Genomic DNA, 22,971 nt, shown 5'->3' on the forward strand with positions numbered 1-22,971 from the left:
ATAAATGGAGAAGAAAATTGCATTATTGCCAGGCGACGGTATTGGAAAAGAAGTTATGAATGGTGCTGTTGAAATTTTAAAAGCGATAGAAGAACAATACTATCATCGTTTTCATTTTCAATATGGATTGATTGGAGGAGCGGCGATCGATGAAATGAATTCTCCGCTTCCGCAGGAAACGCTGCAAATGTGCAGAGAATCTGACGCAGTTCTGCTTGGTTCAGTAGGAGGGCCGAAATGGGATAAGAATCCGTCTCATTTAAGACCTGAAAAAGGGCTGCTTGCTCTTCGGAAGGAGCTTGATTTGTACGCTAATCTCCGGCCTGTTGAAACAGTTGAAAGCCTGCTCGATTCCTCTCCGCTTAAACGGGAGTATGTGGAAGGCGTCGACTTCATGATTGTCAGAGAATTAACAGGCGGTCTTTATTTTGGAAAACCAAGCGAACGGAATGTGAAAAACGGGGAGCACACGGTAGTGGATACTCTGTTTTATAAGCGGGATGAAATGGAACGCATCATTGAAAGAGCTTTTCAGCTAGCGCAGGGAAGGAAAAAGAAAGTGACTTCTGTTGATAAAGCGAATGTTTTAGAATCAAGCCGAATGTGGAGGGAAGTTGCTGAAGAAGTTGCAATGAAATTCCCTGAAGTAGAGCTTCAGCATATGTTAGTCGATCATGCAGCGATGGCGCTTATTCATAATCCAAAACAATTTGATGTAATTGTAACGGAAAATATGTTTGGTGATATTTTAAGCGACGAGGCTTCTATGCTAACAGGATCCCTTGGAATGCTGCCATCAGCTAGCTTGAGTGCAACAGGACTCCATCTTTATGAGCCCGTTCATGGCTCTGCTCCTGATATTGCGGGTGAAGACAAAGCAAATCCTGTCGCCATGATTTTATCAGCAGCTATGATGCTGAGACACTCCTTCCAAATGGAAGAAGAGGCGGAAGCGATCGAAAATGCTGTCAAACATGTACTGGATTCAGGCAAAAGAACGGCGGATTTAACAAGAAAAGGAGAAACACCGCTTTCTACTACCAAGCTTGTTGAAGAAATTAAAGCAGCCCTTGCGGATGATCATGCCATTTTTAACATTATGGAAGCTTATGCATAACTTTTTCGGCGCTTTTCATCTATATGAAAGGCGCCAATCTTTTAAACTTTAAAGGGGGTATTCATTTGAAAGCCAGAACAATAGTAGAAAAAATATGGGATGATCATGTTGTCTACCGAAAAGATGATCAGCCAGATCTTCTGTATATAGATCTGCATCTGATTCATGAGGTCACCTCCCCACAGGCGTTTGAAGGTTTAAGGCAGAACGGAAGAAAGGTAAGAAGGCCTGCAAATACGTTCGCTACCATGGATCATAATATTCCAACGGTTAACCGATTTGAGATTAAAGATGAAGTTGCAAAACTTCAGGTAAGCGCACTTGAGGCCAATTGCCGTGAATTTGGAATCAGGCTTGCTGACCTGAGTAGTACAGATCAGGGTATTGTGCATGTAATCGGACCTGAGCTTGGACTTACACTGCCTGGTAAAACAATTGTTTGCGGAGACAGTCATACATCTACACATGGTGCCTTTGGGGCCCTGGCATTTGGAATTGGAACTAGCGAAGTAGAACATGTGCTGGCAACACAAACGCTGTGGCAGAAAAAACCGAAAACATTAAACATCCATATAGACGGCTCCTTGAAAAAAGGGGGGGTAACAGCAAAAGATGTTATTTTATATATAATCGGATCTTTCGGGGTGCGCTTTGGAACTGGATATGTCATTGAATTCACAGGTGAAGCGATTGAAAAGATGTCCATGGACGAACGGATGACGGTCTGCAATATGTCAATTGAAGCGGGAGCGCGTGCAGGACTCATTGCTCCGGATGAAACAACATTTGCATATATTGAAGGCAGGGAATTTGCACCAAAGGGAGAAGACTTGAAGGAGGCAATTGCCTATTGGCAAAACCTGAAGAGTGATCCAGGGGCAGAATATGACGATAAAATCGCCATTGAAGCTGCCGATATATCTCCAATGGTTACTTGGGGAACGAATCCAGGCATGGCTGTAGCTGTTGATCAAAAAGTGCCGAACACAAGCATGTTCAATAAGGTTGAAGAGAAGCAGGAAGCGGAGAGAGCTTATTTCTATATGGGGCTTGAACCAGATACCAGGGTACAGGATATTGAAATAGATTATGTGTTTATCGGATCCTGCACAAATTCCAGAATAACAGATCTGCGTCAGGCTGCAGAAGTTATTAAGGATAGACAAGTAAATCCATCTGTAAAGGCGATCGTCGTTCCCGGTTCTCAAAAAGTAAAGCTTCAGGCAGAAGAAGAAGGCCTTCATCATATTTTTATTAACGCAGGATTTGAATGGCGTGAATCAGGCTGCAGTATGTGTTTAAGCATGAATGATGATATTGTGCCTGAAGGGAAGCGCTGTGCGTCAACGTCAAATCGAAATTTTGAGGGACGACAGGGAAAAGGGGCCAGAACACATCTTGTCAGTCCGGCCATGGCTGCAGCGGCAGCGATTTACGGCAAATTTGTAGATGTCAGAGAACTTACGGGAGGGATTGCAAGTGGAAGCATTTCAAGTGCACAAAGGTAAACTTGCTGTTTTAAACAGGTCGAATGTCGATACAGATCAGATTATTCCGAAGCAGTTCTTAAAAAGGATTGAACGGACCGGATATGGGAGATTTGCTTTTTTTGACTGGAGATATTTAAATGACGGTACAGAAAATCCTGAATTCGAACTGAATAAGCCTGAAGCAGCAGGTGCAAGCATCTTAGTTGCAGGAGAGAATTTCGGCTGTGGATCATCCAGAGAGCATGCTCCTTGGGCACTAGGGGATTATGGATTCAAAGTCATCATTGCTCCTTCTTTTGCAGATATTTTTCATCAAAATTGCCTGAAAAATGGATTGCTTCCTATTAGAGTAGAGGAACACTTTCATCAGCAGTTAATTGAGAAGACCTCAAACCCTCAATTTGAGTGCACGATTGACCTTGAAAAACAAGAAATTCGCGAAGGTGAAACAGTTCTTTATACGTTCACGGTCGATCCATACTGGAAAGATATGCTGCTGAACGGACATGATGAAATTTCCCTTACTTTCATGTATGAAGAACAGATTGCGGATTATGAAAAATCAAGAAGAGTCTGGATGCCGTAAATCCGGGCTCTTCTTTTCTTGTTTTCTAAACCGTCCATTGGTACACTTGTAGGCAAATAGCAAGCCGGAGATGATCCTATAATGATGGATGGAAAAAAACAGAGAAAAGTTATTCCCTTTCCTAACTTAAGCGAGCGGTTAGTTGATAAAGGATTGGAAGCGCTGAAAAATAAACAGTTTAAAGAAGCACTCTCCCTCTTTTATGAAGTACTGGAGCTTGGAGAGGAAAGGGCTGAAATTCATCTCGGAATCGCATTATGCCTGATGGAGCTTGGAGAGCTTGAAGAAGCAAAGTCCGTTTGCCGAAAAATGCTCCACGAAGATATCGGAGACTATTTTACTGTGCTGCAGGTTTATTTGACGGTACTTATTCAGCTTAGACAATACAGCGAAGTGCAGCAGACCATAGAGGCTGTGCTTCAGGAAAATCAGCTGCCTCATGATCAGGCCGAGCATTTTTACAAGCTTCTTGATTTCAGCCGGAAGATGACGGAGGACGATGATTTTCCGATAGATGATGACGAGGATGATGAAAACTATACAGAACCGAGAAATTTGCTTGATACGATTAATCAGCAGGTTGCCTATGTTCAATCCTTAAAAGACCGCAATGTATCAAGACACATGCAGCAGCTTCAATCCATCTTAAAGAATGCAGGCAGTCATCCTGTTGTTCAATCAATGATTCTCCATTTACTTATGGAGAATGAGGTGGCAAAAGAAGTGAAAATTGTTAAGTTCGGCAAAACGATGTCGCTGATACCTGCAGAGCTTGAAGACCTAACAGAGCTTCCGTTTACCAAGAAAGTCCTGAATGTGCTGGATGATATTCTTGGTCAGGAGAATCCTGCGCTGTTTGAAGCAGTAAAAGAAGTATGGGTCCGTCATTTGTATGTGTTATTTCCATTTTTGCCTGAACCTGCCGAAGCGAGGCTGTGGGCAGCTGCTCTTCATTATGCCGGCTATGAAATGCACGGAATTGCAGCACCTGCAGAAGAGGTCAGCTATTTATATGAAGTAAAAGAAAATAGGCTGATTGAAGCAGCAAGAAAAATTTATGAAATAGAAGAAATTTCTTATTTGCAAATCTAACGTAAATGTTGAAAGGAATTTTTTCTATGTTATAATAAAATGGTTGTAAAATGATGATCAGCCGTACAAAAGGGAATGTACCCTTATGCGCGCAGACATCATACACTACACTGGCCGATTTAGTAAATCATCTACATATGGGTATAACAGAGGAAGCGCTTGTTTAAAATGGACAAGGCATACTTTGCCAAACCTAACCTAGATTATGTCACTATTTCAATAGATTTTTTGGAGGGAAACATATGTCTGCAAAATGGGAAAAGTTAGAGGGTAATCAAGGCGTTCTGACAGTAGAAGTTGATGCGGAAACGTTCAGCAAAGCCCTTGATGAAGCATTCAAAAAAGTATCAAAGCAAGTAAATATTCCAGGATTCCGCAAAGGTAAGGTACCACGCGGAATGTTCGAACAGCGTTTTGGCGTAGAGTCACTTTATCAAGATGCTTTGGATATCATTCTTCCTGAAGTATATCCTCAAGCAGTTGAAGAAGCTGGCATCGATCCAATCGACCGTCCTGAAATCGATGTTGAACAAATCGAAAAAGGCAAAAACTTAATTTTCACTGCTAAAGTTGTTGTTAAACCAGAAGTGAAATTAGGCGAATACAAAGGACTTGAAGTAGAAAAAATGAATGCAGAAGTATCTGAAGAAGATGTGGATGCTGAAATTAAAACATTGCAGGAGCGTCATGCTGAACTGGTTGTTAAAGAAGAAGGCGCTGTTGAAAATGGCGATACAGTCGTAATTGATTTCGAAGGATTCGTCGACGGCGAAGCATTTGAAGGCGGAACAGCTGAAAACTATACACTTGAAATCGGTTCTGGCTCTTTCATCCCTGGCTTTGAAGATCAGCTTGTAGGCCTCGAGGCTGGCGGAGAAAAAGACGTTGAAGTAACATTCCCTGAGGAATACCATGCTGAAAACCTTGCTGGAAAGCCGGCAACTTTCAAAGTGAAACTTCATGAAATCAAAGCAAAAGAACTTCCTGCTTTAGATGATGAATTTGCTAAAGACGTAGATGAAGAAGTGGAAAGTCTTGAAGCTTTAAAAGCTAAAACAAGAACCCGTCTGGAAGAAACTAGAAAAGCGGAAGCGGAAAACACGCTTCGTGACTCACTTGTAGACAAAGCTTCTGACAATGCAGAAGTTGATATTCCTCAAGTATTGATCGAAAACGAAGTTAACCGCATGATGCAGGAATTCGAACAGCGTCTTCAAGCACAAGGCATGAATCTTGAGTTGTACTTCCAATTCTCTGGTCAAGATGAAGATGCATTAAAAGAGCAAATGAAAGAAGATGCTTCTAAACGCGTGAAATACAATTTGACTCTTGAAGCAATTGCTAAAGCAGAAAATATCGAAGTTACTGATGAAGATGTAGATGCTGAGATTGCTAAAATGGCTGAAATGTACAACATGCCTGTTGAAAACATCAAGCAAGCTCTTGGATCTTTAGAAGGATTAAAAGAAGATCTTAAAGTGCGCAAAGCAATCGACTTCCTTGTTGAAAACAGCAAAGAAGCTGCATAATAAATAAGAAAGAAACAAGGCGCGAAATGATTCGTGCCTTGTTTTGCAAAATAGATTTATTTTTAATCGCATTGGGTACTATATAATTACCGGATGCTACATACATATAAGGTTAAGAAAAAGATTCATTTTTTTACGGGAGCAAGGATTTTGAAACCAAAGAGCGAATTATATATACAAACACTCTAATCTGCACAGGCAGAGTGGTTTTATTTCCTGTACTCTACATACTTATGGTACAATGCAATACATACCAATTTTTCAGACTTTAACCGCTTCGGACCAGCGGTTAAGGTAAGTTGCGTGATATTCATTCCCATTACCTTTATACTTAGGAATAAGAAAGATAATCCATCCAGAGCAGCTTCTCCTATAGATGAAGATGTATGGGTACTTTGATGATACAAAGATATAAGGGGTGAAAACATGTTTAAATTTAATGACGAAAAAGGTCAGCTGAAGTGTTCGTTTTGCGGTAAAACTCAAGACCAGGTTCGTAAATTAGTTGCTGGACCAGGTGTCTATATATGCGACGAGTGCATTGAATTATGCACAGAGATCGTTGAAGAAGAACTGGGAACAGAAGAAGAAGTTGAATTTAAAGATGTTCCTAAGCCGAAAGAAATTCGCGAAATATTAGACGAATATGTCATTGGGCAGGAACAAGCGAAAAAGAGCCTTGCTGTAGCTGTTTATAACCACTACAAACGCATTAATTCCAACAGCAAGATTGATGAAGTAGAGTTATCAAAGAGTAACATCGCGATGATCGGGCCGACAGGTAGCGGAAAAACGCTCCTTGCTCAAACATTAGCCCGCATTTTGAATGTTCCTTTTGCTATTGCTGATGCTACATCTTTAACGGAAGCCGGATATGTTGGGGAAGATGTTGAAAACATTCTTTTAAAATTAATCCAAGCTGCTGATTATGATGTAGAAAAAGCTGAAAAAGGCATTATTTACATCGATGAAATTGATAAAGTTGCCCGCAAGTCTGAAAATCCGTCGATTACACGTGATGTTTCAGGTGAAGGTGTGCAGCAGGCGCTTCTTAAAATTCTTGAAGGTACGGTTGCAAGTGTTCCTCCGCAGGGCGGACGCAAACACCCTCATCAAGAGTTCATTCAAATTGATACTACAAACATCTTGTTTATTTGCGGCGGAGCCTTTGACGGCATCGAGCAAATTGTTAAGCGCCGTTTAGGCCAAAAGGTTATAGGCTTCGGCTCTGACAAAAAAGATGATGAGCTTGACCAAAAAATGCTTCTTTCAAAAGTGCTTCCGGAAGATCTTCTGCGTTTCGGACTTATTCCGGAATTCATTGGCCGTCTGCCGATTATTGCAAGCCTTCAGCCATTAGATGAAGAAGCACTAATTGAAATACTGACAAAACCGAAGAATGCTCTTGTAAAGCAATATCAAAAAATGCTTGAGTTAGATGGCGTAGAACTTGAATTTGAAGAGAATGCGCTGATGGAAATTTCTAAAAAAGCAATTGAGCGCAAAACAGGGGCGCGCGGACTTCGTTCTATTATTGAGGGAATCATGCTTGAAGTGATGTTTGAACTTCCATCACGCGATGATATTACGAAATGTGTCATTACTCCTGAAACAGTAACAGACAAAGTGCCGCCCAAGCTTGTCCTGAAAGATGGAACAATCATTGAAGAAGACACAAAAACATCTGCATAAAAATGAAAGCCTTGCTGGATTATCCTGCAAGGCTTTTTTGTATATTTTTCATTTGAAAGATTACGTGTTTTTATACATCAATATCTAAATTATAGTTCGTTTATTCACGTTTATTACGCAACACCCTCGGAGATACTAGCTTATAAACATGACATCGCAGTAGGAGGGACCACTATGAGCTGGACTGGAATTGCATTATTTGTGCAACTGTTTTTCGGGGTCATTATTGGCTTGTACTTTTGGAACTTATTAAAAAATCAGCGTACACAAAAGGTATCAATCGACCGCGAATCACGGAAAGAGATGGAGCAATTAAAAAAGATGAGATCGATTAAATTATCGGAGCCTCTGGCAGAAAGAGTTCGCCCTAAAAGCTTTTCAGATATTGTAGGCCAGGAAGACGGAATCAAGGCGCTTAAAGCAGCCTTATGCGGACCCAATCCTCAGCATGTAATCATATATGGTCCTCCAGGAGTGGGCAAGACTGCGGCTGCAAGACTTGTGCTTGAGGAAGCGAAAAGAAATATGAAGTCACCATTTAAACCTGCAGCGGTTTTTATTGAATTAGATGCAACAACAGCTCGGTTTGATGAAAGAGGAATTGCAGATCCTCTTATTGGTTCTGTACATGATCCTATTTATCAGGGGGCAGGCGCGATGGGCCAGGCTGGTATTCCCCAGCCTAAGCAGGGTGCTGTAACGAATGCGCACGGAGGCGTACTTTTCATAGATGAAATAGGTGAACTGCATCCGATACAGATGAACAAACTGCTGAAGGTTTTAGAAGACCGTAAAGTCTTTTTAGAAAGTGCCTATTATAGCGAAGAGAATACCCAGATTCCAAACCACATTCATGATATTTTTCAAAACGGACTGCCGGCAGATTTTCGTTTAATTGGGGCAACGACCAGAACGCCAAACGAAATTCCTCCTGCAATCCGTTCACGGTGTCTGGAAGTCTTCTTCAGAGATTTGGAGCAGGCTGAGCTTGCGGTTGTAGCAAGAAAAGCAGCAGTCAAAGTAAATATGAAAGTAAGCGAGCCGAGCATAGCAACATTAACTTCATATGTGAGAAACGGACGCGAGGTTGTCAACATGATGCAAATCGCTGCAGGCATGGCGATGACAGAAGACCGAACAGAAATCACGATGCAGGATATTGAATGGGTGGTAAGTTCAAGTCAGCTTACACCGAGATATGATAAAAAGATCTATGCGGATGCAAAAGTCGGTCTCGTCAATGGACTTGCTGTTCATGGTCCGAATTCAGGTTCCCTGCTTGAAATAGAAGTGACGGTCATTCATGCCAAAGATAAAGGCAACATTAATATCACAGGCATTGTGGAAGAAGAGAGCATCGGAGACAGAGGCAAATCGGTCAGAAGAAAAAGCATGGCTAAAGGTTCAATTGAAAATGTCATAACTGTCTTGCGGTCAATGGGCATAAAAGCAGATGATTATGATATCCATGTAAACTTCCCTGGAGGCATACCTGTAGACGGACCTTCAGCGGGAATTGCGATGGCAACAGGCATTTTTTCGGCTATACACAAAATTCCAGTCGATCATACGGTAGCCATGACAGGAGAGATCAGCATTCATGGCAGCGTAAAACCGATTGGCGGGGTTGTGCCGAAGATTAAAGCAGCTAAGCTTGCTGGTGCGAAAACAGTCATTATTCCAGCTGAGAATATGCAATCGATATTAAAAACGGTTGAAGGTATACATATCATCCCGGTTACGAATTTGCAGGAAGTGTTCGATGCAGCTCTGCTTAATCCTCCAACTGAAGTGCCTGCGCCGATTACATCATTAATAAAACAAGACCTCGGGTAATCTCGGGGTTTTTTAAGTGATATTGAAGTATAGAATTTTGCTCATTAATGTCCAGCTCCATCGCCCAACTCCTCGGCCAGAACAAATTTGGAAAAAAAGTCAAACCTGGACTTTTCTGCCGGATTCTTATCTGTCTGCCTGCGCTAAACGGACGATTCCGCTTTTTTATCACACGGAAGTAATTTCTTTAGTCTTCTGAACGCGGAAAGGGTATACTACATAAGGTAACACTATATGATTTACAAATAGACACGGTTTTGCCGATGAGCTAGAATTGTACAAGAATGAACTCATTATATTATAATGATTGATACTATAGTCATGGAGGTGTATGAAAGTTGGCGAAAAAAGAAGAGAAAATCGTCCCCCTCCTACCTCTTAGAGGATTGTTAGTGTACCCGACAATGGTACTTCACCTTGATGTAGGACGCGAAAAATCCGTACAGGCGCTTGAGAAAGCGATGATGGATGATCATATAATCTTTTTAACAACTCAACGTGATATTTCAGTTGATGAACCAACCGAAGACGATATCTTTCCAGTAGGAACTTTAACGAAAATTAAACAAATGCTGAAGCTGCCTAATGGAACAATCCGAGTCCTTGTAGAAGGCATGCAGCGGGGGAAAATCACAAGATATGTAGATGAGGGTGACTACTTTGCAGTAGGTGCTGCCTCTTTAGAAGAGAGCACAGAAAAAGACGCTGAAGATGAAGCGCTCATGAGAACGCTGCTCGATCACTTTGATCAATACATAAAACTTTCAAAGAAAATATCCGGCGAAACCCTTTTAACGGTTACAGATATTGATGAGCCCGGCAGAATGGCAGACATAATCGCATCCCACCTGCCGCTTAAATTGAAAGAAAAACAGGAAGTGCTTGAAACTCTTGATATTAAAGAGCGGTTAAACCGTGTCATTGAAATCATTCACAATGAAAAAGAAGTACTTCAGCTTGAAAAGAAAATCGGCCAGCGTGTGAAACGGTCAATGGAGCGGACGCAGAAGGAATATTATCTCCGCGAACAAATGAAGGCCATTCAAAAAGAACTAGGCGATAAAGAAGGCAAAACAGGTGAAGTGGATGTTCTGAGCGAAAAGATTGAGAATGCCGGCATGCCGGATCATATCAAACTTACTGCTTTGAAAGAACTGGAACGCTATGAAAAAGTTCCATCAACCTCAGCTGAGAGTTCTGTCGTACGCAATTATCTCGAATGGCTTATCTCACTGCCGTGGTCTAATGCAACTGTGGACCGTCTTGATTTAAAACGTGCTGAAACGATTTTGGACGAAGATCACTACGGGCTTGAAAAAGTAAAAGACCGTGTGCTTGAATACCTGGCTGTACAAAAACTGACAAACTCTCTTAAAGGTCCGATTTTATGCTTATCAGGACCTCCAGGAGTAGGGAAAACATCTCTTGCCCGTTCAGTTGCTAAATCTTTAGACAGGAACTTCGTGCGAATCTCGCTTGGAGGAGTAAGAGATGAATCTGAAATCCGCGGTCACCGCCGAACATATGTCGGTGCAATGCCTGGACGCATTATTCAAGGCATGAAAAAAGCAGGAACCATTAACCCGGTTTTTTTACTGGATGAAATAGATAAAATGTCCAATGATTTCAGAGGAGATCCTTCTTCTGCATTGCTCGAGGTTCTTGACCCTGAACAAAATCATACGTTCAGTGATCATTATATTGAAGAGACCTATGATTTATCTAAAGTCATGTTTATTGCTACCGCCAATAACTTGTCTACAATTCCTGGACCACTGCGTGACCGGATGGAGATTATCACGATTGCAGGCTACACCGAAATTGAAAAAGTCCATATTGCCAAGGATCATCTTCTGCCTAAACAGCTGAAAGATCATGGTTTGAAAAAATCGCACCTGCAAATCCGAGAGTCAGCCTTACAGAATATTGTTCGCTACCATACCCGTGAAGCAGGTGTCAGAAGTCTTGAGAGACAGCTTGCAGCGATCTGCCGAAAAGCAGCCAAACAAATTGTTTCAGAAGAACGCAAGAAAATTATTATTACAGATAAAAATCTTGCTGATTATTTAGGAAAGAACAAGTTCCGTTACGGTCAAGCTGAACTAGAAGATCAAATCGGAGTTGCAACAGGCCTAGCCTATACCACAGTAGGCGGGGACACGCTCTCAATTGAAGTTTCTTTATCACCTGGAAAAGGCAAGCTGATTTTAACCGGAAAACTTGGTGATGTCATGAAAGAATCTGCTCAGGCTGCGTTCAGCTTTATCCGCTCACGGGCAAAAGAGCTGAATATTGATGAGAATTTCCACGAAAAACATGACATTCATATTCATGTTCCAGAAGGCGCCGTGCCAAAAGATGGTCCTTCAGCAGGAATTACCATGGCCACAGCGCTGATTTCAGCTCTGACAGGAAGACCGGTAAGAAAAGAAGTCGGCATGACCGGAGAAATCACATTAAGAGGAAGAGTTCTGCCAATAGGCGGATTAAAAGAAAAAACGCTGAGTGCGCACCGGGCAGGATTAACAAAAATCATTATGCCAAAAGACAATGAAAAAGATATTGAAGATATCCCTGAAAGTGTCCGCAATGATTTAACATTTGTGCCTGTATCACATTTGGATGAAGTGCTGAAGCATGCGTTAGTAGGAGAGAATGAATGAAAGTAACAAGTTCCGAGATTGTCATTAGTGCAGTAAAGCCCGAGCAATATCCAGATCTGGATTTGCCGGAAATTGCTCTTGCCGGACGATCAAACGTAGGAAAATCGTCGTTTATCAACAAATTGCTAAACCGGAAAAACCTGGCGCGGACGTCATCCAAGCCAGGCAAAACCCAAACCTTAAATTTCTATATTATTAATGAAGTGCTTCATTTTGTCGATGTGCCGGGCTATGGCTATGCAAAAGTTTCTAAATCGGAGCGGGATGCATGGGGGAAAATGATTGAAACGTATTTCACAAAGCGCAGACAGCTTTGTGCGGCTGTTTTACTTGTAGACCTTCGCCATGCGCCGTCAAAAGATGATGTCATGATGTATGAGTTTCTCAAGCACCATGATATCCCGACAATTGTAGTTGCCACTAAAGCCGATAAAATTCCTAAAGGCAAATGGCAAAAACATATGAAAGTTGTAAGAGAAACACTTGATAAAGACCCAAATGATCCGCTGATTTGCTTCTCTTCAGAAACTGGACAGGGTAAAGTAGAAGCGTGGTCTGCAATTGAGCATTATACAAATTTAAAGAAATAAGAAAGAACCAGCCCCGCGGCTGGTTCTTTCTATAGGGAATAAGAAAACCAGCCGCAATCTGCGGCTGGAATTTCATCATTTAAATTCCTGGTCTTACATAATTTACTTTCTTTTAATAAATAATAAGTAAAAACCTCCAAGAATTAGCAGGACAGGCCAAAATCTCTGGATGACCTGCATCCCTTGTTCTACCCAGCCGAGCCCGTTTATAATCGAGTCAAATGAGTGGAGAAAAACGGCGAGCAGGAGTAAAATGAATCCTTGAAAATAGCCTGATTTGGTTTTTGCTGCCCGCAGCAGCATGCCGAGTCCGATTATTAAGATAATGGCAGGTGCGTGGTCAGGCCAATTTGGAAAACGTTCAATGCTGTGAAAATGAACCCCGAGTCCCAGTAAGAGTATGCCGGGCAGGATGGCGCTGTCATCTTGATCGAAGTGACCGCCAATCAGAAACACCAGCCCAAACAGGATGAGCAATGTTTGCCAGGACTGCTGATTTTCAAACAGCTCGATTTGAAAGGTTTGCAGAAAGTAGTAAAATCCGATAGCAAGCAGGGCGAGAGCAGAGAAATTTGTCGATTTTTTCATTGATTTTCACCTCTAAATAGAACGATTTCCTTGATTGTAAGCACTTTTTTTGGTATTGTTCAAGGTGGACAAATATGTAACAGCTTTTGCTTTTAAATAGTATCATACCATAGACGAACAAGCTTTCAAGAACTGTTCACATTTAAAAAAAGAGAAAAATGCAGGTCATGGTATAATGGTAATAGTATTCTTGTATGTGGGGTGTATAGGATCATGCATATTTTAGTTGTTGGCTTAAATTATAAAACTGCCCCTGTCGAAATTCGTGAAAAACTAACGTTTAACCCGAATGAGCTCGGAGATGCGATGAAAGCTCTGAAAGACAAAAAGAGCATCTTAGAGAATATCATTGTTTCGACTTGTAATCGGACAGAAATTTATACCGTTGTGGACCAGCTTCATACTGGCCGTTATTATATTAAAGCATTTTTATCAGAGTGGTTTGGAATCGATAAAGATTCTTTTTCACCTTTTTTAACTATGTATGAAAATGATGGAGCAATCGATCATTTATTCAACGTTTCGTGCGGACTCGATTCTATGGTTCTTGGTGAAACCCAGATTCTTGGACAAGTCCGGTCAAGCTTCTTGCTTGGGCAAACGGAAGACACAATTGGAACGGTTTTTCAGCACCTATTTAAACAAGCCATTACTCTTGCCAAAAAGGCACATTCAGAAACAGATATCGGTGCAAATGCCGTTTCTGTCAGCTATGCAGCAGTTGAGCTTGCAAAGAAAATCTTTGGTGATTTATCTAATAAGCATGTTCTTATTCTCGGTGCAGGCAAAATGGGAGAGCTCGCTGTGCAGAATCTTCACGGAAGCGGTGTGCGCAAAGTGACAGTCATGAACCGTACACTTGAAAAAGCGGAGAATCTGGCGATGAAATTCAGCGGCAGTGCCAAAAGCATGAGCGAATTGCAATGTGCTCTAGTAGAAGCAGATATTTTAATCAGCTCCACAGGCTCAAAAGATTTTGTTGTGACAAAAGACATGATGGCCGGAGTTGAAAAGATGAGAAAAGGCAAACCATTGTTCATGGTTGATATTGCGGTGCCCCGTGATCTTGATCCGGGACTGGATGAGCTTGAAAGTGTCTTCTTATATGATATTGATGACCTGCAGGGAATTGTGGATGCTAATCTTCAAGAAAGACAAAAAGCAGCTGAAGAGATTGGAATTATGGTTGAAGGTGAAATTGTTGCCTTTAAACAGTGGCTCAGCACACTTGGCGTTGTCCCAGTCATTTCCGCTCTTCGACAAAAAGCTCTTGGTATACAGGCAGAAACAATGCAAAGCCTTGAACGGAAAATGCCAAACCTGACTGACCGTGAATTAAAACTTTTAAACAAGCATACGAAAAGCATCATCAATCAAATGCTCCGTGATCCAATCTTGAAGGTGAAAGAATTGTCTTCAGCTCCTGATGCAGATCACACGCTTGATCTCTTCATGAAAATCTTTGATATTGAAGAAGCGGTAGAAGAGCAAAAACGAAAAGACAACTCAATTTCTTTAAGCAGCTCAAGATCACCGATTGATCAAGCAAAAGCTTCACTTCAATCGTAAGTGAGAGGAATTTGATTTATGCCAGAGATGAGTTTAACAAGAATCAATGAATTAATCATTATTATATATGCGTTTAGCGTTCTCTTTTTTTTCATAGATTTTATTCATAACAACCGGAAGGCAAACAAGATTGCCTTCTGGTTGCTTTCTATTGTTTGGCTGCTGCAAACAATTTTTTTGTTTTATCAAATGTTTACAACCGGAAGATTTCCAATCTTAAATATTTCTGAAGGCTTGTACTTTTATTCGTGGGTGCTAGTTACACTATCAGTTGTATTAAACCGTTTTTTGAGAGTGGATTTTATTATCTTTTTTACAAATGTTTTAGGGTTTATTATGCTCTCTATTCATACATTTGCTCCTTCACAGTATGAATCGGCGGCAGTTTCGGGTCAGTTGATCTCTGAACTGCTGTTTATTCACATTACGATGGCGATTCTCTCATATGGAGCATTCACGCTGTCATTCGTTTTTTCGCTGCTTTACTTGATTCAATTCAACCTGCTTAAAAAGAAGAAGTGGGGAAAGCAATTACTGAGAATCGATGATTTGGCAAAGCTTGATCATATGTCATATGTATTAAATGTCATTGGAGTACCGATGCTGTTATTAAGCTTAATTCTAGGGGTTATTTGGGCATATTTAAAACTTCCAAATTTCCATTGGTACGATGCAAAAGTGCTTGGATCCTTTATGATGCTTCTTGTTTATAGTTTTTATTTATACAGCCGCATTGTGAAAGAGTGGCAGGGTAAGCAGGTTGCTTACTTGAATGCAGCATCCTTTTTAATTTTATTGATTAATTTCTTTTTATTTGGAAGTTTATCCCGGTTTCATATATGGGATTCATAATAAATGCACCATACATCAGGCTGAAAGTTGGAGGTACTCATTATGCGGAAAATAATTGTAGGTTCTAGACGCAGCAAATTGGCTTTAACTCAAACGAACTGGGTGATCGATCAGTTAAAAAACATAGGGCTGCCTTTTGATTTTGAAGTGCGTGAAATTGTGACAAAGGGCGATCAGATATTAGATGTGACGCTGTCAAAGGTTGGCGGAAAAGGTCTTTTTGTCAAAGAAATTGAGCAAGCCATGCTTGACGGGGAAATTGATATGGCAGTACATAGCATGAAAGATATGCCCGCTGTATTACCAGACGGGCTGACAATCGGCTGCATTCCTTTCCGTGAGGATCCAAGAGATGCGTTCATTTCAAAAAACCATGTAAAACTTTCAGAGCTTCCTGACGGCGCAATTGTTGGTACAAGCAGTTTAAGAAGAAGCGCACAGCTGCTTGCGATGAGACCGGATCTTGAGATTAAGTGGATTCGGGGAAATATTGATACACGTCTAGCAAAGCTTCAGCATGAAGAATATGACGCTATCATTTTAGCTGCAGCTGGTTTGGCCAGAATGGGTTGGAGTCAGGATGTTGTAACAGAATTCTTAGATGCAAATGATTGTGTACCAGCAGTTGGACAAGGTGCACTTTCAATTGAATGCAGAGAAGATGATCACGAACTGCTTGAACTCTTGTCTCATTTTACGGATGAAGCAACAAAGCTCGCTGTTCAGGCAGAGAGAACATTCCTCCACGTCATGGAAGGCGGATGTCAGGTTCCGATTGCAGGCTATGCTACAGTTGCTTTTGATAACGAAATCTCTCTTACTGCGTTAATTGCCTCACCTGATGGAAAAGAGATTTATAAAGAAAGAATCGTTGGAAAAGATCCAGAGGCTATCGGCAAAGAAGTATCGGACCGCCTGATCCGGCAGGGGGCAAAAGCCTTGATTGACCGAGTGAAAGAGGAGCTTGATCTATAATGGCTCCTGACCTCTCCGGGAAGAAAATTTTAATTACGAGAGAGCATACACAGGCGACCACATTTGCCGAGAAAATTAAAAAGGCCGGCGGAGTTCCCATTGTTTCCCCGCTTATCCGTTTTGAAAAGGCAAAGAATGAAAAGCAAATCCATGAGATCATAGACAGCATCAGACCGAAGGACTGTCTTGTTTTTACAAGCACAAATGGTGTTGCTTACTTTTTTGACTTTCTGACAGAACATAAAATACATATAAGCAAATTATCAGAATGCACCTTTGCGGCAGTCGGCAGAAAAACAAAGAAATTAATAGAAGACAGAGGCTTCCCGGTTACCATCATTCCAAAAGAATATGTAGCTGAGCAATTAGCAGAGGAAATTGCAGCTAAGACTAGTACCGCACAGCATATTTTTTTGTTCAGGGGAAATCTGGCCCGTGAAATATTAATCAGGGAGCTTACTCAGAAGGGCTTCTCCGTGACAGATGCAGCGCTGTATGAAACAATACATAATATAAATGACGGACAAACAATCGAGCGTTTACTGAAGCAAAATGAGCTCGATTATATCACATTTACAAGCTCATCAACCGTAGATGGTTTTATGAAAGTGATGAAAAACAGGGATCTGGATTCGCTGTTATCTGGGGTTACTTTGGTAAGCATCGGACCAATCACGCACCAGACCCTGTCCAATTACGGATTTAAGGGGATTGTTTGTAATATATACACAATCGATGCCATGATAAATAGAATGAAAACTCATATTCAATCTGAAAGGAAATGAATAACTATGGATCTTCAATTTACAAGACACCGCAGACTCCGCACCACAAGCAGCATGAGATCAATTGTCCGTGAAACTCACTTGCATGCTGAAGACTTCATCTATCCAATCTTTGTAGTAGAGGGAGAAAAGAAGAGAAATGAAGTAAAATCAATGCCGGGGGTTGAACAGATTTCACTTGATTATTTGAACGCAGAAATGCAGGAAGTATCTGATCTGGGGATTAAATCGGTTATCGTGTTTGGTGTTCCTGATGAAAAGGACGAGGTCGGTTCACAAGCCTATCATGATCACGGGATTGTTCAGAGAGCGATTACTCAAATTAAAGAAAACTTCCCCGATTTGGTTGTCATCGCCGATACTTGTTTATGTCAGTTCACTGACCACGGGCATTGCGGCATTGTCAAAGAAGGCAAAATATTAAATGACCCTACACTTGATTTGCTTGCACGTACAGCCGTAAGCCAGGCAAAAGCAGGGGCTGACATTATCGCACCATCTAACATGATGGATGGATTTGTAGCGGCAATCCGCCACGGATTAGACGAAGCAGGCTTTGAAGATGTGCCGGTTATGTCATATGGAATCAAATATTCAAGTGCCTTTTACGGCCCATTCCGCGATGCTGCCCACAGCACACCGCAATTTGGCGATCGCAAAACGTACCAAATGGATCCTGCTAACCGCATGGAAGCTCTCAGAGAAGCAGAATCCGATTTAATGGAAGGCGCTGACTTTTTAATTGTGAAGCCTGCTTTATCGTATCTTGATATTATCCGTGATGTAAAAAACAACTTCAATGTTCCAATCGTTGCTTATAATGTAAGCGGAGAATATGCCATGATCAAAGCGGCTGCACAAAATGGCTGGGTTGATGAAAAAGCGATCGTGATGGAAATGATGATCAGCATGAAACGCGCGGGCGTTGATATGATTTTGACATATCACGCAAAAGATGCTGCCCGCTGGCTTTTGGAACAACACTAATCGTAAGGGAGAATACTTATGCGCAATTATGAAAAATCAAAGCAGGCATTTAAAGAAGCGCAAGGTTTAATGCCAGGCGGTGTAAACAGCCCGGTGCGCGCATTTAAATCGGTTGCGATGGATCCAATCTTCATGGAACGCGGAAAAGGCTCCAAGATTTATGATATCGATGGAAACGAATATATTGATTATGTTTTATCATGGGGACCGCTTATTTTAGGACATACAAATGATGAAGTGGTTGAAGCGATAAAAAAGGTGACGGAATCCGGCACAAGCTTCGGTGCTCCTACATTAATTGAAAATGAACTGGCAAAGCTTGTGATCGACCGCGTCCCTTCAATTGAAGTGATTCGCATGGTAAGCTCAGGAACAGAAGCAACAATGAGTGCATTGCGCCTTGCACGCGGTTTTACCGGACGAAACAAAATTCTCAAATTTGAAGGCTGCTACCACGGGCATGGTGATTCTTTATTAATCAAAGCAGGGTCAGGTGTTGCAACACTCGGTCTGCCGGACAGTCCCGGGGTACCGGAGGGGATTGCGAAAAACACGATCACGGTTCCTTACAATGATTTGGAAAGCGTCAAATACGCATTTGAACAATTCGGAGACGATATTGCAGGTGTGATTGTCGAACCTGTAGCAGGAAATATGGGGGTCGTGCCGCCGCTTCAAGGATTCTTGGAAAACCTGAGAGAAATCACAACTCAATACGGATCTTTGCTTATTTTTGATGAAGTGATGACGGGGTTCCGTGTTGATTATGGCTGTGCACAGGGCTACTTCGGTGTAACGCCTGATATTACATGTCTCGGAAAAGTCATTGGCGGAGGATTGCCTGTTGGAGCGTACGGCGGGCGTGCAGACATTATGAAGCAGATAGCTCCAAGCGGACCAATTTATCAGGCAGGTACCTTATCCGGAAATCCGCTTGCTATGACTGCAGGATATGCAACTTTAAAACAGCTGACACCAGATTCTTATAAAGAGTTTGGCCGCAAAGCAGATATACTCGAAGAAGGCTTAACGGCTGCAGCGAAAAAGCATGATATTCCTATCACATTCAACAGAGCAGGCTCAATGATTGGTTTCTTTTTTACGAATGAAAAAGTAACAAATTTTGAGACTGCGAAAACATCTAATTTAGACTTTTTCTCGAAATTCTACCGCGAAATGGCAAATGAAGGTGTCTTCCTTCCGCCTTCTCAATTTGAAGGTCTATTCTTATCTACAGCCCATACAGATGAAGATTTGAATAAAACCATTGATGCCGCAGAAAAAGCTTTTTCTAAATTAAAGTAAGTAAGTGAAACCTCTGAAGAAGACATAGTGTTTGCTTAGAGGTGAAATAAAAATATAATGCACACTTCATTTCAAATATGAAATGAAGTGTGCATTTTTAATTTGATTTCAAACTCTCATGGTAAATCACAATGCTATAACTTAGAAGACAAAATCAAGAATTCAGTGCCATATGCAGGAATTTATGATTTCTCGATTTATTTGTAAGATGTCTAGCAAGGTACTTTGTAAGTAGGGTTGAACGGAGGGTGCTTTACCGAAAGGCGGATAATAAAAGGATAATTGGCTTGGAGAAAAACTCCGAGCCATTTTTTATGAAATTTAAATTTACTTGCCAACTTACTTTTTGCCCCTCACAAGTGAAGCCGTTAAGAAAATGTGAAGGGGGTTGTTTTTATTTCTCTTTATAGCCGGATTTCCGGCTTAACCACTTGCTTGAAAAAATAATGATGAGACCGATTAAGCCGACTGCAGCCATCAGCCAGTCATCGACAATATTGAACCATAATGGGATTTGAAGTAAAAAGATCAAACCAATAAGAATAAAAAATAAGGGTTTCATAGAATCTCCTGTGTTTTTTCCTTTAGTATAGCAGGTATCTCAAAAAATAAAAAAGAGAACCGGCTTTGGCCCGACTCTCTTTATGTACATTAATAACGGTATGAATCATCCTTCGCTTTTCCTGCGCTTTCTTGGATGTTGCCTTTCAGCTTATCTTTTTTGCCTTCCCGCTGCATGTTCGGATTGTCTGCTGCATTGCCGATCTGGTCATTCACTTCACCTTTGGCCTGGTTTACCTTGCCTTTAATTTTATCGCTTAAACCTTGATCTTTTGACATTGCAGATCACTCCTTTGTTTATGGTACAGACTATTTTTCCGGTCAGCGGTCAGTTGAAACACTGACTAAAAGAAAGCATAAATGAACATTTAACCATTCAATATCCCCTGTTAGAAATAAGTCGTATTCTAAAAATCACTCATAATCTTTGAATCTGGAACATAAACCTTTAATGTCATAGCTTATTTGGTTAGGCCATTGAAAGGAGGAGTTCAAGTTGTCACAGGATCAACAATCATCATTACGGTTTTCTGTTGAAGAATCCGTTTGGTTTCAAAAGGGACAGGAAGTAGGTGAGCTGTTATCCATCTCATTAGATCCAGACATCACCATCCAGGAATTTGACCAGTACATCTCCATTCGGGGTGCACTGCAGTTAATGGGTGAGTACAAAATAGATGAGGATTATAATGAAGAGGAATTTGAATATGCCAATCTCCGGTTTGTAAACAGTGTTGAAACCCGGGAGGATGATGGCATATCACAGCTTGTTCACCGGTTCCCAGTGGATATTACGATCCCAAGAAATAGAATTGGAGATTTAGAAGAAGTATATGTGACGATTGAATCGTTTGATTATGATCTATCTGAAAGCAGAAATCTGAAGCTTGTTGCAGATTTAGAAATAAGCGGAATTTCAAGTCAGGATTCATTTGAAGAAGTTCAGGAAGAGGAAGAGCACATATATAATCACTCATCTGAAGAAGAGCTTGAGCCGCTGTACCGTTCATCTCAGGCTTTGCTCCATGAAGAGGAGACTCAGGAAGCAAATTCAGAAAGCTATGATGCTGTACTTGCTGAGATCAGCGACACTCGTGAAAAAGAAGAGGTTTATCAGCCTTTTGATGTAGAAGTCAGAAAGCAGGCAATAGAAGAAGATGTAGAAGTCAGAAAGCAGGCAATAGAAGAAGATGTAGAAGTCAGAAAGCAAGCAATAGAAGAAATCGCACAGCCTGAAATTCATTATAGTGCAGGAAGGCCAGCAGAAGCAGATTTCGAAGAATCTTACTCAGCACCGCCTAAACAAAGTCCAAAAAGCCGAAAAGAAGAAGCGAAAAAACAGGAGCAGCCGAAGGAAACTGAAAACTCTCTGTATTTAACAAAGCTTTTTGGCCGTGAAGATGAAGAGGAGTTTTCAAAACTGAAAATCTGCATTGTTCAGCAAGGGGATACAATTGACAGCATATGCGGCCGTTATAATATCACGGTCCAGCAGCTGCACAGGGTGAATCAATTCAGCTCAACTGCTGATGTGCATGAAGGGCAGACTTTATATATTCCGGTTTATGCAAACACGCATTAAGATGGACAGACAGCTTGGGGAGGAGTATTCCTCAGCTGTTTTTTTTGTAAGAATCAATTGTCATTCTTTACTGAAAACAGGGTAAAATCGTTCACTTATTCCTTCTTAAAGGAAGGTGAGTTATAGAGTGGTGAGAGAAATTATGGATAAGCTAGTGCCTGTAATCAGCCAATATGATTTAACTTGCGAGTACGCGGAGTCAATCAGTGATAAGCTGACCAAAATCTATGCAAGCTCTGGAGCATCATATGCATTAAAAAGAGTCACAGCAAACCGAAATGGCCATTTTATTGAAACACTTCATACTGCTCATCAAAAAGGATTTTCCGGCTATGTGCCGATCTTCAGAAATAAACACCGCCAATTTTTCACCTCAGATGGCGAGAAATGGTATTACATCATGCCATGGCTTCACAATGAACCGGAAGAGGAGAGAGATGAGCGTCATAAAAACATGTTCAGGGAACTCGCGGTGCTCCATCAGAAAACAGCAGCTGCGGAAAAATTGAATCAGGATGCACTTAAAATTCATTATGATACGTTATCAAAGCAGTGGGATGACAACAAAGCCGCTTACGAAAAATATGTGGAAGAATGCGAAAAAAAATGGTACTTGTCCCCTTTTGAACTGCAGGCGGTTACTTATTATTTTGAAACAGCAAGAGCGACTGATTTTGCGCGGAAGAAACTTGATGAATGGTATGAAATGATGAAGGAAAAAGAAGATGCCCGCCAGGTTATTATTCATGGGAGAGCTTCCATTCATCACTTTTTATATGATGAACAGGGCACTGGATTTTTAACAAACTTTGAACAATCCGGATACTCATCTCCCATCGACGATCTGCTTCTCTTCTATCATCGGACGTTCCATACGTATCCATTTGCAGATGATGATTGTGTGGATTGGCTCTATACGTATCAGCAGCATTTTCCGTTCCGGGAAGAAGAAATGCTTTTATTCATTTGCTATCTCGCATACCCGGATTTTATCTACAGAAATTTGAAAAAGCATATGAACGACTCAAACCGGAGTGTCCCTCAGCTCAAACGGAATCAGGATCTCACCAAATCCTACTGGACTTTTAAAAACATTGAATATTTTGTTATGAAAGTGACGCAAATTGAAGAGAATAAAAAAATAGCGGCAGAGCAATCATCATAAAAAATCC

The 22,971-nt window shown here is 41.2% G+C and carries 20 protein-coding genes; 17 read left to right on the forward strand and 3 right to left on the reverse strand.

What is annotated here, in order from left to right; translation table 11 throughout:
• Positions 1-4 precede the first annotated feature (4 nt).
• The 9 genes from leuB to yihA all read left to right on the forward strand — a co-directional run bounded on the left by leuB (position 5) and on the right by yihA (position 12,595).
• Positions 5-1,117: a 3-isopropylmalate dehydrogenase gene (gene leuB, locus QFZ72_RS08590; protein ID WP_307431898.1), complete on the forward strand. Its 1,113-nt coding sequence runs from the start codon at positions 5-7 to the stop codon at positions 1,115-1,117.
• Positions 1,118-1,182: 65 nt separating this feature from the next.
• Positions 1,183-2,625, forward strand: a complete 1,443-nt coding sequence (gene leuC / locus QFZ72_RS08595) for a 3-isopropylmalate dehydratase large subunit (RefSeq protein ID WP_307431900.1) — start codon at positions 1,183-1,185, stop codon at positions 2,623-2,625.
• Positions 2,597-3,193, forward strand: coding sequence for a 3-isopropylmalate dehydratase small subunit (gene leuD / locus QFZ72_RS08600; protein ID WP_307431903.1), 597 nt, complete (start codon positions 2,597-2,599; stop codon positions 3,191-3,193). The genes leuC and leuD overlap by 29 nt, the downstream gene beginning before the upstream one ends.
• Before the next feature lie 81 nt (positions 3,194-3,274).
• Positions 3,275-4,285 carry a tetratricopeptide repeat protein gene (locus tag QFZ72_RS08605; RefSeq protein ID WP_307431906.1) on the forward strand — a complete coding sequence of 337 codons (1,011 nt, stop codon included), beginning with the start codon at positions 3,275-3,277 and terminating at the stop codon, positions 4,283-4,285.
• Between the two features lie 242 nt (positions 4,286-4,527).
• On the forward strand, positions 4,528-5,814 hold the full coding sequence (tig, locus tag QFZ72_RS08610; protein ID WP_307431909.1) for a trigger factor: 1,287 nt from the start codon (positions 4,528-4,530) through the stop codon (positions 5,812-5,814).
• Between the two features lie 426 nt (positions 5,815-6,240).
• A complete protein-coding gene (clpX, locus tag QFZ72_RS08615) occupies positions 6,241-7,506 on the forward strand; it encodes an ATP-dependent protease ATP-binding subunit ClpX (protein ID WP_307431911.1) in 1,266 nt (421 codons plus the stop codon).
• A gap of 174 nt (positions 7,507-7,680) precedes the next feature.
• Positions 7,681-9,342, forward strand: a complete 1,662-nt coding sequence (gene lonB, locus QFZ72_RS08620) for an ATP-dependent protease LonB (RefSeq protein ID WP_307431914.1) — start codon at positions 7,681-7,683, stop codon at positions 9,340-9,342.
• 338 nt (positions 9,343-9,680) lie between these two features.
• On the forward strand, positions 9,681-12,005 hold the full coding sequence (gene lon, locus QFZ72_RS08625; RefSeq protein ID WP_307431917.1) for an endopeptidase La: 2,325 nt from the start codon (positions 9,681-9,683) through the stop codon (positions 12,003-12,005).
• A complete protein-coding gene (yihA, locus tag QFZ72_RS08630; protein WP_223437030.1) occupies positions 12,002-12,595 on the forward strand; it encodes a ribosome biogenesis GTP-binding protein YihA/YsxC in 594 nt (197 codons plus the stop codon). The genes lon and yihA overlap by 4 nt, the downstream gene beginning before the upstream one ends.
• Before the next feature lie 102 nt (positions 12,596-12,697).
• Here yihA and QFZ72_RS08635 read toward each other — a convergent pair whose 3' ends face one another.
• Complete coding sequence (locus QFZ72_RS08635) at positions 12,698-13,183, reverse strand: LiaF transmembrane domain-containing protein (RefSeq protein ID WP_307431918.1); 486 nt, start codon at positions 13,181-13,183, stop codon at positions 12,698-12,700.
• A gap of 213 nt (positions 13,184-13,396) precedes the next feature.
• Here QFZ72_RS08635 and hemA point away from each other — a divergent pair, with 213 nt between their 5' ends.
• The 6 genes from hemA to hemL are packed head-to-tail and all read left to right on the forward strand — an operon-like array spanning position 13,397 to position 19,656.
• Positions 13,397-14,752 carry a glutamyl-tRNA reductase gene (gene hemA, locus QFZ72_RS08640; protein ID WP_307431921.1) on the forward strand — a complete coding sequence of 452 codons (1,356 nt, stop codon included), beginning with the start codon at positions 13,397-13,399 and terminating at the stop codon, positions 14,750-14,752.
• A gap of 18 nt (positions 14,753-14,770) precedes the next feature.
• The gene (locus QFZ72_RS08645) at positions 14,771-15,604 is read left to right on the forward strand and encodes a cytochrome C assembly family protein (protein ID WP_070876414.1); all 834 of its coding nucleotides are present in this window, start codon (positions 14,771-14,773) and stop codon (positions 15,602-15,604) included.
• A 42-nt stretch (positions 15,605-15,646) separates the two neighbouring features.
• Positions 15,647-16,579: a hydroxymethylbilane synthase gene (gene hemC, locus QFZ72_RS08650; protein ID WP_307431924.1), complete on the forward strand. Its 933-nt coding sequence runs from the start codon at positions 15,647-15,649 to the stop codon at positions 16,577-16,579.
• Positions 16,579-17,364, forward strand: coding sequence for a uroporphyrinogen-III synthase (locus QFZ72_RS08655; RefSeq protein ID WP_307431926.1), 786 nt, complete (start codon positions 16,579-16,581; stop codon positions 17,362-17,364). Before hemC ends, QFZ72_RS08655 begins: the two co-directional genes overlap by 1 nt.
• Positions 17,365-17,370: 6 nt before the next feature.
• Positions 17,371-18,351 (forward strand): porphobilinogen synthase, encoded by a 981-nt coding sequence (hemB, locus tag QFZ72_RS08660; protein WP_307431928.1) that lies wholly within the window; start codon positions 17,371-17,373, stop codon positions 18,349-18,351.
• Positions 18,352-18,369: 18 nt separating this feature from the next.
• A complete protein-coding gene (gene hemL / locus QFZ72_RS08665; protein WP_307431931.1) occupies positions 18,370-19,656 on the forward strand; it encodes a glutamate-1-semialdehyde 2,1-aminomutase in 1,287 nt (428 codons plus the stop codon).
• Positions 19,657-20,050: 394 nt separating this feature from the next.
• Here the strand turns inward: hemL and QFZ72_RS08670 are convergent, their stop codons facing one another.
• Both QFZ72_RS08670 and QFZ72_RS08675 read right to left on the reverse strand, forming a co-directional pair.
• On the reverse strand, positions 20,051-20,218 hold the full coding sequence (locus QFZ72_RS08670) for a hypothetical protein (RefSeq protein WP_307431933.1): 168 nt from the start codon (positions 20,216-20,218) through the stop codon (positions 20,051-20,053).
• An 89-nt stretch (positions 20,219-20,307) separates the two neighbouring features.
• Complete coding sequence (locus tag QFZ72_RS08675) at positions 20,308-20,496, reverse strand: CsbD family protein (RefSeq protein WP_307431936.1); 189 nt, start codon at positions 20,494-20,496, stop codon at positions 20,308-20,310.
• Between the two features lie 217 nt (positions 20,497-20,713).
• Here QFZ72_RS08675 and spoVID point away from each other — a divergent pair, with 217 nt between their 5' ends.
• Positions 20,714-21,799 carry a stage VI sporulation protein D gene (gene spoVID / locus QFZ72_RS08680; protein WP_307431939.1) on the forward strand — a complete coding sequence of 362 codons (1,086 nt, stop codon included), beginning with the start codon at positions 20,714-20,716 and terminating at the stop codon, positions 21,797-21,799.
• A gap of 142 nt (positions 21,800-21,941) precedes the next feature.
• Positions 21,942-22,964, forward strand: coding sequence for a spore coat protein YsxE (ysxE, locus tag QFZ72_RS08685; protein ID WP_307431940.1), 1,023 nt, complete (start codon positions 21,942-21,944; stop codon positions 22,962-22,964).
• The last annotated feature ends 7 nt before the right edge of the window (positions 22,965-22,971 follow it).

The organism is Bacillus sp. V2I10, assembly GCF_030817055.1.
Lineage (GTDB): Bacteria > Bacillota > Bacilli > Bacillales > Bacillaceae > Bacillus_P.